Origin of the sequence: Rheinheimera soli, from assembly GCF_021290985.1 — a bacterium.
In the GTDB taxonomy this organism is placed as follows: Bacteria; Pseudomonadota; Gammaproteobacteria; order Enterobacterales; family Alteromonadaceae; genus Pararheinheimera; species Pararheinheimera soli.
In genome coordinates this window covers 1-16,278 of record NZ_JAJOYU010000015.1, presented here as the reverse complement: position 1 = coordinate 16,278, position 16,278 = coordinate 1, and the positions used below count along the sequence as shown (strand labels likewise).

Here is a 16,278-nt window from a genome sequence, read left to right as displayed (position 1 = left end):
AAAAAATCGTCTGGAGCGATTTTCAACACAGGAGCGAAGCGACGGTGGCCCGACCGGGCATTTTGCAGGACAGCAAAATGTAAAAAAAAAGCCCGCTAAATTAGCGGGCGAATGCAACAAGTTGAAGTAAATCTTCAAAATCCAGGGAACATGTTGAGAAGCAACATGACCATCTTCGAACAGATAATCACATCACCAGTATTCATCACTAAAGTTGGGGCACAAGGGCCGAAACTTTTGCGCTAGCTCAGAACACGCGGGCATTTTAGGGAGTTAGTGTAATTACTTCAAACTAGAAAAATTGAGATTTCAGATTACTTTTTTTAATCTGAATAAATAGTGATTTTGTGTGAATTTTAATCTCATTTTGTGGTCGCTATATCGCCAGGCCTTGAAAATTAAGGGGTGCTGAATGGGGTGAATATTTACTCCGAATTACTATTTTTTGAGCAAAATTTATCTGACTGAGTAAAATGGTCATTAGTCGCTATTTTTTCCCCTTCTGTCGTGAAGATGAAACTTTTTATGAATATAAGACCCAGAGTTTTTTTGATCGGTCAAAATGGCTGCAAAGGTAAAATATTTTTAACTCTGGTAAGGGTCGCCCTGTTGAGTTCGGCAGTGGCCTCCAATATCATAGCGACCAATTTGGATGGCAAAACAGTATGATGCTTGAGGTATTCGAGTTTCCGGTCAGAGTATATTACGAAGACACCGATGCGGGTGGCGTAGTATATTATGCTAACTATCTGAAATTCTTTGAAAGAGCCAGAACAGAATGGCTTAGAAGTTTAGGCATAGAACAAGACAAGTTGCTCAGTCAGGATATTGGTTTTGTTGTGAAAAGCGTGCAGATGGACAACCACAAACCAGGCAGGTTTAATCAGCTTTTGTTAGTAAAAAGTGAGATTAGACAGTTAAAAAGGGCCAGTTTGGTATTTTGGCAGGAAATCTACAACGCAGATGCAGAATTGCTTTGTTCAGCGCAGGTTAGTATTGCTTGCGTAAAACTATCATTAATGAAAGCGAGTGCAATACCTCGCGACGTTTTAGGGGTGTTATCAGGTGACAGGCGGACTATCAGTTATTGATCTAATTCTCCACGCTAGTGTAGTAGTGCAGCTGGTTATGTTGCTGTTGGTGGGCATGTCTGTGATGTCGTGGGCCATGATCATTCAACGCAACAAAGCTCTGAGTATTGCAGTTGAAGAGACAAAACAATTTGAAGACAAGTTTTGGTCGGGTATAGACCTGTCGAAACTCTACAATGAAGTCAGCGCTAAAGTCACAGTGAACGGTGTGGAAGCTCTGTTTAAAGCAGGTTTTAAAGAGTTTGCCCGTTTACACAAAAACAGCCGTCAATCTGGTGCTGTGATGGAAGGCACTCAACGCGCTATGCGTGTTGGTTTGTCGCGTGAAGTAGAGCGTCTGGAAATGCATTTACCATTTTTGGCTACTGTGGGGTCAATCAGCCCTTACATCGGCTTGTTTGGTACAGTCTGGGGTATCATGAACTCCTTTATCGCTTTAGGTGCTGTACAACAAGCCACATTGGCTATGGTTGCACCAGGTATAGCCGAAGCCTTGATCGCAACAGCTATAGGCTTATTTGCCGCTATCCCGGCTGTAATTGCTTACAACAAGTTTTCTCATAAAGTGGAAATGCTGGAAAGTGCGTACGCAAACTTTGTTGAAGAGTTCGCCAACATTCTGCACCGTCAGGCAATGGCCAACGGAGAAAACAACTAATGTACGTCCGTAAAAAACGCCGTATGGTGGCAGAGATCAACGTAGTTCCATACATCGACGTGATGTTGGTGCTGTTGATTATTTTTATGGTGACGACGCCTATCATTACACAAGGTGTCAAAGTGGAATTACCTAAATCAGATGCTGAACCTATAGAGCAAATGAAAGACGGTAAAACCCCGCTTGTGGCTACAGTGGATGAAGGTGGTTTGTATTATTTTGAGAAAGATGGTGTTAATAAAGGACCATTTAACGCTCAGGAAATGCAATTGGAAGTGGCGGGTACTCTGCAGTTAGAGCCTGGCACCCAAGTGATAATTAAAGGGGATGGTCGCGTTAACTATTCAGCCATTATCCAGTTACTGAACCTGCTGAAAGATGCCGGTGCTCCTTCCGTTGGTTTAATGACTGACGATGTGGAGCAAAACTAAGATGGAACCAGCGTTTAAGAAGTCGCTGATCATCTCGGGTGGTTTGCACCTTTTGGTTGTTGTGCTTTTATTTGCGAATTTTAACTTCTTTAAAAGCAAAGAAGTTTTAGTGATACCAATGCCAGGTGATTTGAGTGCGCCTTTGAATGCAACTGTCGTTGATCAGTCGCAGTTCGATGACATGAAGGAAAAAAATCAGCAGAAAAAAAAGGCTGAGGAAAAGCGTATAAAAGATCTTGAGAAGAAAAAGCAGCAGGAAGAGCGTGATAAACGTCTTGAAGAGCAGCGTTTGAAAAAACAGGAACAAGAGAAAAAGCAGGCTGAAATAGCAGAAAAAAAAGCTGTTGAAGAAAAGAAAAAACAGGCTGTAGAAAAAGAGAAACAACAAAAACTTGCTGCTGAGAAGAAAAAGAAAGATGACGAGAAGAAAAAGCAGCAGGAAATAGAGAAGAAGAAAAAAGAGCAAGCAGCCAAAGAAAAGGCAGCTAAAGAAAAAGCAGCCAAAGAAAAAGCTGAAAAAGCCAAAGCCGAACAAGAAAAACGTGAGCGTGAAGCTGCGGAAGAAATGTTAGCTGAGCAGTTGGAAGAAGAAGCACAAGCACGCCGTGCAGCGAAAGCGGGTCAGATCCTGACCGAGAAGCAACGCTACCTGGCGATGATTGTTGCGAAAATCCAACAAAATTGGTTTGTAGACGATACAATGCGTGGCAAAGAGTGTCGGGTAAATATACGTTTGGCCAGCAATGGTTTTGTTACCGCCAGCACCATCTTAGGTGGAGACAGAGCGCTTTGTGAATCGGCGATGCGTGCAATACAAAAGGCAGGTAACTTCCCAATGTCGCCAGATCCTGATGTATATGACGCATTAAAAGACATCACGACTATTTTACAACCGGAACTGAGATAACAATATGCTGAAGTTGATAGGAAAAAGCCTGGTGGCGTTTGCGCTGGTGCTAAGTGCAAAATCGTATGCCAGTTTAGAAATTGTCATCACAGATGGTGTGGACAGTGCCCGCCCAGTTGCGATAGTGCCATTTAAATTTGAAGGCACTACACTGCCAAATCAACGTATTGCTGATATTGTGTCCGCAGACTTAATGCGCAGCGGTAAATTTAACCCTATCGCAGCAACTCGTATGCCGCAGCAGCCGACCAACAGCAAAGAAATTGATTACCAGCGCTGGATGAAACAAGGTGTTGAAGCTGTAGTTACAGGCACTATCCGCGAAGTAGGAATTAATAGATACGCTGTGCGTTTTGAATTAGTTGACGTATTTAAAGGCGCTTCAGGTGGTGGTTCGTCTTCCGCTATCATTGGCGGTCAGCTCACTACAGGTCTGACTCATGTGCTGGATGCGCGCGAAACAACCATCAGTGGTGACCAGTTCAGACAATATGCTCACCGCATCAGTGATATAGTCTATGAAAAATTAACTGGTGAACGTGGTGCTTTTTTAACTAAAATAGCCTATGTGTTAGTACGTGACAAAGCAGACTTTAGATATCAATTAGTTGTAGCAGATTACGATGGTGAAAACGAACAGGTTTTATTAAGAGCGAAAGAGCCTTTAATGTCTCCGGCTTGGTCACCTGATGGTACTAAATTAGCTTATGTGACATTCGAGAAACGTCAGTCACAAATTTATATTCAAGATATCTACACTGGCCGTCGCAGTATATTAACCAGTTTTAAAGGTATTAATGGTGCACCGAAATGGTCTCCGGATGGTCGTAAGATGGCCATGGTATTGTCAAAAGACGGCAATGCTGAAGTTTATGTAATGGATATTGCGACAAAAGCGCTGACTAAACTGACGAATCACAGACGTATTGATACTGAACCGTCGTGGTCACCAGATGGTTCTAAAATTATTTTTAGTTCAGAACGTGGTGGTAATCCACAGATTTATAGCGTAAATGTAGCTTCTGGTGTTACTGAAAGGGTAACATTTGAAGGAGAAATGAATTTAGCTGCCTCTTATACACCAGATGGGCGTGGTATTGTTATGGTCAACAGAACAAATGGCCAGTATAATATCGCCCGCATGGACGTTGAGAGTCGCTATATGCAGGTGTTGACTCGCACTTATCTGGACGAGTCACCAAGCATTGCGCCAAATGGCTCAATGATAATTTATAGTACTTTGTACGGTTCGTCACAAGTACTGGCACTGGTATCCATGGATGGGCGCTTTAAAGCACGGTTACCGGCGGCAAACGGCAGAGTTAAATCTCCGGCTTGGTCACCATTTTTATAAAAAACGAAAATTTGGTTAATTGATTTACTAAGGACAACAATTATGAACTTAAACAAAGTTTTAAAAGGCTTGTTAGTTGCAGTGCCAGTGTTAACTTTAGCTGCTTGTAGCTCAACTGATGAAGTAGCTGCTACTGATGCAAACACTGGTGCAAACACTAACCAAGTGGTTGAACAAGGCCTGTCAGCTGAAGAATTGCTGCGTCAGCAATTAGAAGCTCTGCGTCAAGACAACACTATTTACTTCGACTTCGACAAGTCTGAAATCCGTTCAGAATTCGCTTCTGTTCTGGAAGCTCACGCTGCCTTCTTACGTGCTCGTACTAACATCACTGTAACTGTTGAAGGTCACACTGATGCTCGTGGTACTCCAGAGTACAACATCGCGTTAGGTGAGCGTCGTGGTCAGTCTGTGACTCAATACTTAGCTAACCTGGGCGTTTCTGCTGGCCAGATGTCAGTAGTTAGCTACGGTGAAGAGAAACCAGCTGTTGAAGGTAACGACGAAAGCGCGTTCTCTAAAAACCGTCGCGCTGTTTTAGTTTACTAATAACTGATACGAAGCAAAGCAGTGAAAAAATATTTAGTTACTGCGCTTTCTGTTATCAGCATTGCCTCGTGGGCAGATCCGGCTCCTGTAGCCGATCTGTCCCGCGCTGGCGGTGGCGCCGTCCAGACTCCAAAATACGCCTCTACAGCGGATCGTATAGCTGCACTGGAACGTATTGTTGAGGCCAGAGCTAATGCTCAGGTTGCAATGCAACAGCAAGTGTCCGCTTTATTAGACGAAGTGTCTGAATTGCGTGGCGTGACTGAAATGCATTCCTACAAATTAGAAGAAATATTGCAGCAACAGCGCAATATTTATCAGGAAATTGACCGAAGATTGGGCAGTGGTGCCACTTCTGGTTCAACTTCAGCCACTCCGACACAGCCAAGCACCCCAACAACACCAGCTGAACAGGCGCCCATAGGCAACCCTGCTGCTTTAGTGAATGGTGGTGAGACCCAGACTGCTGAAACTACAGATACAGCCAGTGCTGCAGCGTCGAGCAGCCCGTCGGAAAGTGATGCTTATGAAAGTGCGGTGAATCTGGTGCTGAAAGATCGCGCTTACGATGCAGCTATCCCTGCATTTGAGAATTTTGTCCGCTCCTACCCGGATTCCAGCTACGCTCCCAACTCTTACTATTGGTTAGGCCAGTTGTTTTTCACTAAAAACGAACTGCTTAAAGCCAAAGCCCAGTTTGAACGTGTGGTGGCACAGTATCCGCAGTCTGCAAAAGCCGCAGATTCTTTAGCTAAATTGGGTCAACTAGCCGAAAGAGAAGGTGATGTGGCTGCTGCCAAGCAGTTTTATCAGCTTTTAGTCAGCAAATACCCACAGTCTAAACCTGCAAAAGCAGCCAAGGCGAAGCTAGAGACTCTCTAAGCGAATTGCAATTCTGAATGAAGACCCTGGCCAGAGCGCCGGGGTTTTTTATTTATACCGAAATCAAAGCCGCTGAAAAATCCATGCACAGAAGTTCTGTTTTCGTAAAAAGTAACAAACGAATGGCAAAAAACATAAAAGTTGGCCATCACAGCAGTGATCGAATGGCGAGAGTTTTGCTGTATATAAATAATACTGCTGTTTTTATTTTCGCCAGACCACTCTCTTTGTGTTGGCTTTATGCTGGCATTTTAAGCAGTTGAACAAAGAAAATGGCCTTTCTGGTAATTTTTGGTTGCACTGGAAATTTAAATAAGTAAGATATGCGTCCGCGGCAGGGGTCATTAGCTCAGCTGGTAGAGCAGCGGACTTTTAATCCGTTGGTCGATGATTCGAATTCATCATGACCCACCACTCCCGCGCAAACTTTGGTATCGAACTGGGTCATTAGCTCAGCTGGTAGAGCAGCGGACTTTTAATCCGTTGGTCGATGATTCGAATTCATCATGACCCACCACTTCGATACCCTTGTTTGGGTCATTAGCTCAGCTGGTAGAGCAGCGGACTTTTAATCCGTTGGTCGATGGTTCAAATCCATCATGACCCACCACTTTCTCGATTCTCCTTGCATGGGTCATTAGCTCAGCTGGTAGAGCAGCGGACTTTTAATCCGTTGGTCGATGGTTCAAATCCATCATGACCCACCATGCAATCGTTACCTTCTTTATGTTTTAAGCTAAGCTTTTTGTGTATAATGCCGCACTTTTTAAAACCGGGTGGCCGTTATGGATCAAGCACTGCACTTCAACGAACTTGACTTTGTATTCCCGAAAAAACCTTTGCCGCTCAATGCGGATCAAAAAGCTGCCTACAAAGAACGTATCAAGCTTTTATTACAGCAACGTGATGCAGTATTGGTTGCGCACTATTACACAGACCCTGAGATTCAAGCGCTCGCTGAAGAGACGGGCGGTTGTGTGTCTGACTCGCTGGAGATGGCACGTTTTGGCAATAAGCATTCAGCCAAAACCTTGATCGTAGCCGGTGTAAAGTTTATGGGCGAAACCGCCAAAATTCTGAACCCTGAAAAAACGGTATTAATGCCAACGCTGGAAGCGACCTGTTCACTGGACTTAGGTTGCCCGGCAGAGGCGTTCAGCGCCTTTTGCGATGAGCATCCTGACCGTGTTGTCGTGGTCTACGCCAATACCTCCGCTGCGGTAAAAGCCCGGGCTGACTGGGTGGTGACGTCGTCTATCGCATTAGACGTGGTGGAGCACTTAGACAGCGAAGGCAAAAAAATTCTGTGGGGCCCGGACCGTCATTTGGGTGCTTATGTGCAAAAACAAACTGGAGCCGACATGCTGTTATGGCAGGGCGCTTGTATTGTGCATGATGAGTTTAAAGCCAAAGCGCTGGTGGAGCTGAAAAAGCAATATCCAAACGCTGCTGTGCTGGTTCACCCTGAGTCTCCAGCCAACGTGGTTGATTTAGCCGATGCGGTTGGCTCGACCAGTCAGTTGATCAAAGCCAGCCAGACCATGCCAAATGACACCTTTATCGTGGCAACAGACAGGGGCATCTTCTACAAGATGCAACAGGCTATGCCGGATAAGACCTTTATCGAAGCTCCAACGGGCGGTAACGGCGCAACGTGCCGCAGCTGCGCTCATTGCCCGTGGATGGCGATGAACGGTCTGAAGGCGATTGAGGACGCTCTGCTGCAATCCGAAGGTCACGAAATTTTTGTTGATGCAGATTTACGCGAACAAGCATTAATCCCGCTGGATCGAATGCTGAACTTTGCAAAATCAGCGCAGATGCCGGTAAAAGGCAACGCCTAAGTTTTTGTTGGTCATTGTTGCTGAAAATTCCAGCAAAAAAACAGGCTTATGTATTTAACTGTTGCACGGCGCGGTGATTTTCAATAGGATAGCCGCGCTTGCTGTAGCAAGCCTCGGAGAGATGGCTGAGTGGCTGAAGGCGCACGCCTGGAAAGTGTGTTTAGGTTAATCCCTAACGAGGGTTCGAATCCCTCTCTCTCCGCCAATTCATTAACCCCATGATTTTATTGGATATTTTCCAGTAGCATCGTGGGGTTTTTTGTTTGCCACAACCCTTTGCCACAGACTCGGAGGCAGGGGCATGCGCGCACATCATTCTTATCTTTATCAAGTCAAAGGCTCTCAGAGCTATTATTTTCGGGTACGCTGGACTTACTTTGGAAGACGAGCAAACGCGCAGATCGGTGGTGGTCACTTTGTAGCGTCACTTGGAACCGCAGATCTCGACAGGGCACTCTGGCTCAGTCGGTTTATCTTGCAGCGACTGAGTCTCTTCACAGCGCACTACGTTCAAGACAGCACACAGGTAAACGTCGTTGAGGCGCTTTGGCAACTGAGTCTGAAGAATGCGGTTAAACGCGTCTATGCCAGTATGTTGGACGAGGCGAACCAACTGCTGGACAGTGGCTTTGGATCGCTAACACTTCCCTCAGGGAGCGTTGACGCCCAAGAGCCGCGACAACATGTATCCATTTCCCAGCAAGAACTCATTATGCAGCAGCTTCAGTCGCTGTATGCTCTGATTGAAAAATCCTCAGCTGCGGCTAAGTTCTCGGAGCTCACGACTAACCCAAGTCGAGAAGGGCAGGAAAAGTACTCAATCGCTAGTCACAACAGCCCACCCTCAACACAACGCAAAGAGTTAGGTTTAGAGCAGCTTGTCCAGGAGTTTTGCAGCAGCAAATTCCGTGAGATTGGTGCCAGTGCCCAGCAGCAGTATACAAAATCACTCGATACATTAGTTGCCGTTCTGGGAAGAGAGTTTTCAGTGGTCGCGCTTGATCATGATCAGGCGCAAAAAGTGAAACATGCCGTCCTTTGCATGTCGTCTGGACGGAAAAATGCAGATGGCTCGGACGCCATCCTATCCGTGAAATCCGTCAATAAATACCTGACCAATATGCTCACTTTCACAGACTGGCTGGTCAAACAACGGCGCCTCCTATCATCAAATCCTTTTGTGGGCTGTTTACTCAAATTAGAGTCAAAGCATCAGCTTAAGCGACGCCCTTTTGAGTTGAATGAAATAAACGCAATTTTAAATTACAAGCCGCGCCATAAGCTAGAAGCGGCTTACTTTAGAGATGCAGCGAAGTGGTTGCCAAGCATTTCATTATTCAGCGGCATGCGCTTAGACGAAATAGCCGGTATTCGCCTTCGAGATGTGCGTTTTGATGAAGGTATTTGGTTTTTTGATCTGAGTAGCTATAGATTGAAAACAGACAATGCCAGTCGGTTGATCCCAATCCATAGTCGTCTGATTGATATGGGATTTATTGATTTTGTCGATAGCCAGACGGGGAAGGGCGAGCAGTTCCTTTTCCCTGAGCTTCAGTCTGAACAGGCCCTCACCAAGCGAGACGGCCCTGGCACACCTGTAGGGAAGTGGTTCAATCGGACCTTACTTGATGCGATTGGCATAGACAAACAGGAAGAGAGAGCAAATTGGTGGTTAGTAGACTTTCATAGTTGTCGTCATACCGTTGCATCCCGATTCAAATTTCATGGCGTCCCGGCGTATTTAGCCAAGCAAATTTTAGGGCATGAGCTTGATGGCGACATCACCTGGGGAGTCTATTCCGGACAAGTATCCACAAAACTTGCGGCGCTAAAAGCGGCTATTGAGGCGCTTGATTACTGATAAATTGAAAATATTTTTATGCTTGAGTCTTGTTGTTAAACAGTTGTTTTGTAACAAAAACTGCATGTAAAAATCCATGTGCGCACTATAAGTTATTGAAAATAAAGAAAAAAATATATTTACGAGGATTTTTTGATGTGATTTAATTTCGTTGCAGTCAGTTGTTTGATTGCCTGATTGACGGGTCAGTTTCAAGTTGTTTGGAGTGAGGCTGTATGAATATTAACCCTGTGTCTTCTGTTTGTAAGTTTTCGAATCTTATGGGTAAGCGACGTCTGTCGCTTAGTGCGAAATCTTTTGAAGCAGATGTTCATCGATATCTACGAAATACATTTGAGCGAATAATTTTTCTTGTAAAGCAAGCAATGCATGAAGGTGTTTTTAATCATGAATTGTTAGAGTCTTTTCGTCATGTCCCAGTCGGGATTTGGAAGAAGCACTATTCTTTTCAAGAAATACCTGAAAAACATCATTCCATTTCCGCCTCTGTAATTGCTGCATTTGCCGCAGACTCTGCTTTGCAGGATCTTAACTACTCGCCTTGGTTAGATGATGCGTTGATGCAACAGTCGTTAATTGCGGAGCTTCAAAAAATAGGTCGAGAATTTCGTGAGTTTCGAGCAGGAACACTAAAAATTGAACGCAGTCTTAGTGAGACTGAATTAGATGAGCTCTATCACGCTCTAAAAATGCTCAAAGAATTTTTAAATCAATCACGTAGCATTGAGCGTGAACAATATCGAAAAGATAACGAGCAGCTTCAATTGCAAGTTTGTATTGATGAATTTCTTAGTGTCCACACATTAGGCACAGCAAGAGCTCAATATGAGTTGTCTTTTAAGCGATTAGTTAGATTGTTTGGTCCAAAATTTCTCGTTCCTGAATTCTCAACTTCTCAAGCCGACATCTTTATAAATCACTTGAAGTCGACATCGAATGGGCGGCCTCGCTGGATTCCAAACGGCACAGATGAAGATTTAATTTGCACACTCAAACCCAAGACGATTAACAAATTTATTAGTAACTGTCACTTTTTCTTTGCTTGGTTAATCAAGCGCGAGCGATATCAGCTAAACAATCCTTTCGGGCTCGCAGCGCTACCAAAAGCATCTAGCTATTCACTTACCCGGCGTTCGTATGTTGCGGATGAAATTGCGAAGATTGTCAATTACCAGCCATCTGACCCAAGAGAAGCAAAGTACTTCAGGTTGGCAGCAAAGTGGGTCCCGTTGCTATGCCTATATACGGGAATGCGGCCGATTGAAATTGTGAGCTTACGTGTGATTCAAATACGCAATAGAAGAGGCATTGATTTTATTTCACTGATAGACCAACGCGGAAAATCTATAAACAGTCGTCGATTTATACCCATTCACAGCAAATTAAAAGCGATGGGATTCTTGGAGCATGTCAACCTCATGCGCACTAGAGGTGAAACGGTTGTGTTCCCAGAGCTTTACCCAAAAAATGATTTTCAGGAGAGGGCTAAGGCGCTTGATACCATCAGTAAATGGTTCAACAGAACAGCGATGGTAAAAATGGGATTTGATAAGAGTGCTGAACTCAAGTTTTCCACTTTACTCGATCTTTATTGTTGCCGACACACTGTTATTTCGATGTTTAAAGAAAAAGGCGCTAATGGGTACATAGTGAAATCGTTGTTAGGTCATTACCCAGACGATGAGGTGACGTGGGGTATTTACGGTGGCAGAGTCTGCATATCCCTTGAAGCGCTGCGAGATACTATCGAGCTTCTCGAGTATGGAAGCGGTACTTAATTCGACTAAAAAATTGTCTTACACACCTGCACCTTCGGTGCATTTAAGAACAGCACAAATTCAGTTGAAAGACGCTGGCAATCAATACTCAGAGTGAATTTGGCCGCAAAACCAATTCAAAGGAAACCACGATGAAACCCCTTTTTTTTCCTAGGGTTTCAACGAAACCAGGAACAAATTATGAATAACAAACATTCAACTCAGCAAATCAGTCTCAGAATGCCGCTCGCTGATCATCAACGCTTAGTGCTAGATGCTGAAAAAAGAGGGACGACGGTAGCTGATATTGCTCGTCAGCGAATTCAGCTAGCTGAACAACAGATTGAGTTAAAAGACATGCTCTCAAGCGTAGTCAACATTTTAACTAGTCACATGTTTACTATCACATCTGTGGTCGCTGGATTAAACCCGGATGAGAAAGAAAATGCCCGAGCGTTAATTGAAGCTCAGTTAAAGAGAAAGATTAAATGACCTCTCAGCATGGGGCCATGTGGCGAGAACATTGCAAAGTCATTGCAATGTTCAGCTTCTACATGTTTTCAATCACGACGGCAGTACTAGTCATTTTAAACGATCTCAAGTCTGACGTAGCTGAAGCATTCAGTTACTTTGCCGTTTTAGTCTGGTCTTTACTGACTCGAACCCAAGCACATTTTAACAACGAATTTCCAATATCAACTGAGTTAACTGCCGTTGTAGTCTTGTCATTGTTAGGCAGCGTAGCGGTTAGTGTGGCGCTTGTCTGGTGGTTCAGAATTCGTAATTTCGACAACTCGCCAAACACACATTTAGCAGGCCCGGTGCTTCTCAAATACAAAAACGCTGAAAAACATTTTGCGAAGAAAACAAAATTTGATCGCAAAAAAGGACTTCGCATGCATCAGAAGATATGGCTACCAATGTCGTATGAGTTGGGAAATATTCTGATCTGGGGCATGCAAGGTTCGGGTAAGTCAAACTTGATAAAGTGGCTAATAAGTCAGTTAATCAGCCGTTTAGACCGGGTTGTTATTTACGACATTAAAGGTGAATACACAGAATTATTTCTAGATGAAAACAGTTTGCTATTAAGTCCAAAAGACGAGCGAAGCGTCCATTGGTGCCTCGGGATGGACATCACCAATATCGGATTAGCAGAGGTTTTCGCTGAAGCTGTGATTTCTTCCAGTTCAATATCAGACTCCTTTTGGACAGATTCAGCACGTCTCGTTGTGATCGGTGTTATTGCCGGATTGATTAAAGAAAAAGAAGACTGGTCCTGGGCTGAGTTAGCAAAGCGCTTGTTTTCTGAAGATAAAGAACTTGCATACTTTTTACAAAAGCATCATCCCCAAGCCGCGACATTAATTCAGGCTGATGATAAGACCACAGCCTCAATCCGAGCCGTAGTTGCAGCACAGTTAGCCTGGATCAAGACTATTGACCAAAGCAGTGGTGCAACCTTTTCAGTGCAGAAATGGCTGAGCAGTAAGGAAGAGAAAACCTTGATTATTCAGGGAGATCTTACAGCTCCACTAATGAGTTCTGCCCTGATCACAGCATTAATGGCTGTCCTCAGCAGTTATGTATTATCCGGCCCTGATGTAACAAACAATGACATTTGGCTTGTGATTGATGAGCTTTCAACACTAAACAAGTCTAAAAGTCTCGAGCGTTGGTTAGCGCTAGGGCGGTCTAAAGGCTGCAGAGCAATAGCTGGGGTTCAGCTTTTATCTCAACTTGATTCGATCTATGGGAAAGATGATGCCAATACAGTGTTGGGTTTATTCAACATTGTTGTAACGTTCAAACTCGCCCCAACCGGTGATTCGGCAGAAAAGGCATCGAAGGGAATGGGGCAGAGGCGGGTGGAGTATCGAACAAAATCAACTAACGAAAAAGGGGAAGCGAGTTATTCCTTGCATCAAGAACATATCCCGGTTGTTAGCGCTGAAAACATTGTTCACTTACCGCCCCCTTCATTTAAATATGGCATCGAAGGTTTCCTCTTTATCGGCGGCGTAGATGCTGTGTATCAACTTCATTGGCCCATCACGCAGCTACAAAAAATTGCTGACGCGGTTGTGAAAAAGAAGGCTCCCATTGTACCTGCCACACCCAACAAAGCTAATCGTCTTAACAGGAGATCCACTGAATGATGTCACTCGCTAAAATTCATGGGGAAGGTAAGTATTATCTCGAGTTAGCCAAGGATGATTATTACCTCAGTGGTGGTGAGCCTGACGGTATTTGGTATGGCTCTGCAGCGAGATTGCTAAAATTAAAAGGCAAAGTTGTCGGTGACAAATTTAAAAATCTTCTGCGCGGCTATTCGCCCTGCGGGAAAACAGCATTGTGTCAGAATGCAGGTCAACACCGCACGTCTGGTTTTGATCTTACATTCAATGCGCCAAAGTCAGTTTCTTTGCTGTGGGCCGTTGCTGATGAAAAGTTGCGACATGATATACAGGCAGCTCAATACTATGCTGTGCGACAAGCCATCTCTTTCATTGAAGAATACGCAGCTTTTACCAGGCGAGGTGAAGCTGGCGTTGAGCGAGAAAAAGTAGAAGGGCTGGTTGTTGCACTATTTGAACATTCGACAAGTCGAGCTTTAGATCCGCATCTTCATACGCATGCAGTTGTGGCAAATTTAGCGCCTAGAAGCGATGGTTCGTGGGGTACGCTTGAGTTACGTACGATCATGTTGTGGCAAAAAGCAGCAGGAATGGCCTACAACCTCAGTCTTGCAGAATCAATCCGAACGCTAGGATTTCAAACAGAAGCCGATGGCGGCTCTTTTCACATTTCCTGCATATCTAAGTCAATTTGTGATCACTTCTCAAAACGCTCAAAACAAATTATAGATGCACTGAAAGACCGAGGGATTAAAAACCGTGCGTCTGCTGCTGGAGATATTGCTTCGCTCAGTACCCGAAGCTCTAAAGGCGATATTAATAGAAGCCAACTTTTAGCTACCTGGCAGAAAGAGTTATCCGAATTTGGGCTCTCGGGGTCAACGCTGCATTTAGCCCAACTGCAGCAGAAAAACACAACGCCACTAATGAAAGATGTGTTAACTGCGGGATCGCTTGCAGATGAATTAACAGAATCAAAGTCAGTGTTTAGCACGCAAGATATGTTTGTGTCTGGGGGGCTTAGAGCATTAGAAAATGAACAATCGCTCTGTTCTCTGCGAGCAATAGTGACGCAGTTACAACAATCAGATGTTTCAGTGAAACTGGGGAAAGATTGGCGACATAGTCAGATATTCACAACAAAAAGTATGCTGAACGCAGAACAATCGCTCATATCAAATGCTAAGCAACTCTTTGCTAAATCTTGGTGCCATCTATCATCAGATTTGATTGATGCGTGGATTAATAGGCAAACATTGCGACTAAGCGAAGAGCAGAGAACGGCTGTTCGAAATGTTTGTAATACTCAACAGATTGCCATTTTACAAGGATCGGCAGGTGCTGGGAAATCAGCATCAATGCGATGTGTCAGAGACATCTACCAGTCAATAGGTCGGAAGGTCGTTGGAGCTTCTATCGCTAGATCCGCTGCAAAAAATCTTGAAAATGAAGCTGGGATCGAAACCCATACCATTGCACGACTTTTAGCTTGGTTAGATAGTGATAAACCGCCTATTTCCTCCGGGGACGTCTTAATCATTGATGAAGCTGGTCAAGTCGGGACTATGTATCTCGAACAGCTTATGAATTTCGCGAAAGAACAAAACTTCAAAATTATTCTGGTCGGAGAAGACAAGCAACTTGACGCCATCGAGCATGGCGGTGTTTTAAGGTACTTATCTTCGTTAAAAGATATTGGTACAACACGTGTTGAAACAATACGCAGACAAAATAACTTGTGGGATCGGCAAGCTGTAGCTGATTTTCGCGACGGCTATGCAGATAAAGCCTTGGCGCAATATCGAGCTCACAATCAGCTTCACATCTGTACAGATGAAGAGTCGGCTAAACGAGCAATGATAGATGCTTGGACATTGTTTAGAGAAACTAACCCGAGTAAACAAGCCATGGTAATTGCTCAAAGCTGGACCGATGTTGTTGAGCTTAACAATGCTATGCGATTAAAGCTGCAATCTGAGGGCTCACTTGGTTATGAGAATATCTTATTAAAAGGGACTGTTAGTGAGCGAGATATTGATGTTCAAATCTCTTTGGGAGAGCGAGTAAGATTCACTAAAAACGACTATAAACGGAATTTTACAAACGGTGATTTGGGTACCGTAACCAAGGTACAAATCATGGATGACGGTGATATTTGGATCCGGGTAAGGCTGGACTCTGGCCTCGAAACACAGTTCATGACGTCTACATATTGCAATGATCAGGGGCGTGTTTTCATTACCCAAGCTTATGCGCAAACTGTTTACAGCTCACAAGGGCTAACCATTGAAGGTAACGTTTTTGTTTATTACAGCCAGAATATGGACAGAGCGCACACCTATGTTGCTTGTTCAAGACACAAAGATGCCGCTCATATTTTCGCGAATGCACAAGAGTTTGAAGCAGAAATTCCCGAAAAACTTCAAGATGCTCCTAAACATATTGGATTGGAAAAAGCGATCGCCAACAGCATGTCTCGCAATCTTCGACCAAAACTCGCAAGTGAATATTTGACACCGGAGCAAGTCGAACTGGCTTTAGATGGCAATGAAAGACAACAAGTTGACGCAAAAGAGCTTGAAAACGTACCTGCAGCGTGTAAGTAACCGTAACCTTAAACAGAGCTGTCATTCCCTGTGACAGCTCTTGATTCAACGCGACAACCCCTCACAATAACTGTCGCATCATTCATCAGCCTGGATCAAAAAATCTTTTCCAACTGGGATCGGCTGGCTTGGTTTTTTAATTTCAAATCCTCTCAATCTATGCATAAAAAAAGCGACAAAATTGATGGATATATGTTTAG

At 44.1% G+C, this 16,278-nt stretch carries 14 protein-coding genes and 5 tRNA genes; all 19 read left to right on the top strand.

The window, feature by feature from the left end; translation table 11 throughout:
- The first annotated feature begins 665 nt into the window (after window positions 1-665).
- Complete coding sequence (ybgC, locus tag LSG37_RS11765) at window positions 666-1,091, top strand: tol-pal system-associated acyl-CoA thioesterase (RefSeq protein WP_233080055.1); 426 nt, start codon at window positions 666-668, stop codon at window positions 1,089-1,091.
- The gene (tolQ, locus tag LSG37_RS11760) at window positions 1,066-1,749 is read left to right on the top strand and encodes a protein TolQ (RefSeq protein WP_233080054.1); all 684 of its coding nucleotides are present in this window, start codon (window positions 1,066-1,068) and stop codon (window positions 1,747-1,749) included. Before ybgC ends, tolQ begins: the two co-directional genes overlap by 26 nt.
- Entirely contained in the window at window positions 1,749-2,180 is a 432-nt protein-coding gene (gene tolR / locus LSG37_RS11755; protein ID WP_008899232.1) for a protein TolR, read from the top strand. The genes tolQ and tolR overlap by 1 nt, the downstream gene beginning before the upstream one ends.
- A 1-nt stretch (window position 2,181) precedes the next feature.
- Window positions 2,182-3,087 (top strand): cell envelope integrity protein TolA, encoded by a 906-nt coding sequence (tolA, locus tag LSG37_RS11750; RefSeq protein WP_233080053.1) that lies wholly within the window; start codon window positions 2,182-2,184, stop codon window positions 3,085-3,087.
- A gap of 4 nt (window positions 3,088-3,091) precedes the next feature.
- Window positions 3,092-4,441, top strand: coding sequence for a Tol-Pal system beta propeller repeat protein TolB (gene tolB / locus LSG37_RS11745; RefSeq protein WP_233080052.1), 1,350 nt, complete (start codon window positions 3,092-3,094; stop codon window positions 4,439-4,441).
- A 42-nt stretch (window positions 4,442-4,483) separates the two neighbouring features.
- Window positions 4,484-4,990, top strand: a complete 507-nt coding sequence (gene pal, locus LSG37_RS11740; RefSeq protein WP_233080051.1) for a peptidoglycan-associated lipoprotein Pal — start codon at window positions 4,484-4,486, stop codon at window positions 4,988-4,990.
- 21 nt (window positions 4,991-5,011) lie between these two features.
- Window positions 5,012-5,872: a tol-pal system protein YbgF gene (gene ybgF, locus LSG37_RS11735; protein WP_233080050.1), complete on the top strand. Its 861-nt coding sequence runs from the start codon at window positions 5,012-5,014 to the stop codon at window positions 5,870-5,872.
- A 17-nt stretch (window positions 5,873-5,889) separates the two neighbouring features.
- Entirely contained in the window at window positions 5,890-6,135 is a 246-nt protein-coding gene (locus LSG37_RS11730) for a hypothetical protein (protein WP_233080049.1), read from the top strand.
- 75 nt (window positions 6,136-6,210) lie between these two features.
- Window positions 6,211-6,286, top strand: a tRNA-Lys gene (locus LSG37_RS11725).
- A gap of 27 nt (window positions 6,287-6,313) precedes the next feature.
- Window positions 6,314-6,389 (top strand) — tRNA-Lys (locus tag LSG37_RS11720).
- A 17-nt stretch (window positions 6,390-6,406) separates the two neighbouring features.
- Window positions 6,407-6,482 (top strand) — tRNA-Lys (locus LSG37_RS11715).
- 21 nt (window positions 6,483-6,503) lie between these two features.
- Window positions 6,504-6,579, top strand: a tRNA-Lys gene (locus tag LSG37_RS11710).
- 78 nt (window positions 6,580-6,657) lie between these two features.
- Window positions 6,658-7,716: a quinolinate synthase NadA gene (nadA, locus tag LSG37_RS11705; RefSeq protein ID WP_233080048.1), complete on the top strand. Its 1,059-nt coding sequence runs from the start codon at window positions 6,658-6,660 to the stop codon at window positions 7,714-7,716.
- A 115-nt stretch (window positions 7,717-7,831) separates the two neighbouring features.
- A tRNA-Ser gene (locus tag LSG37_RS11700) sits at window positions 7,832-7,921 on the top strand.
- Between the two features lie 96 nt (window positions 7,922-8,017).
- Window positions 8,018-9,577 carry a site-specific integrase gene (locus LSG37_RS11695; protein ID WP_233080047.1) on the top strand — a complete coding sequence of 520 codons (1,560 nt, stop codon included), beginning with the start codon at window positions 8,018-8,020 and terminating at the stop codon, window positions 9,575-9,577.
- Between the two features lie 215 nt (window positions 9,578-9,792).
- A complete protein-coding gene (locus LSG37_RS11690; RefSeq protein WP_233080046.1) occupies window positions 9,793-11,355 on the top strand; it encodes a site-specific integrase in 1,563 nt (520 codons plus the stop codon).
- 180 nt (window positions 11,356-11,535) lie between these two features.
- The gene (locus LSG37_RS11685) at window positions 11,536-11,826 is read left to right on the top strand and encodes a hypothetical protein (protein ID WP_233080045.1); all 291 of its coding nucleotides are present in this window, start codon (window positions 11,536-11,538) and stop codon (window positions 11,824-11,826) included.
- Complete coding sequence (locus LSG37_RS11680; RefSeq protein ID WP_233080044.1) at window positions 11,823-13,493, top strand: type IV secretion system DNA-binding domain-containing protein; 1,671 nt, start codon at window positions 11,823-11,825, stop codon at window positions 13,491-13,493. Before LSG37_RS11685 ends, LSG37_RS11680 begins: the two co-directional genes overlap by 4 nt.
- Window positions 13,490-16,078 (top strand): MobF family relaxase, encoded by a 2,589-nt coding sequence (mobF, locus tag LSG37_RS11675; RefSeq protein WP_233080043.1) that lies wholly within the window; start codon window positions 13,490-13,492, stop codon window positions 16,076-16,078. Before LSG37_RS11680 ends, mobF begins: the two co-directional genes overlap by 4 nt.
- Window positions 16,079-16,278: the final 200 nt, after the last annotated feature.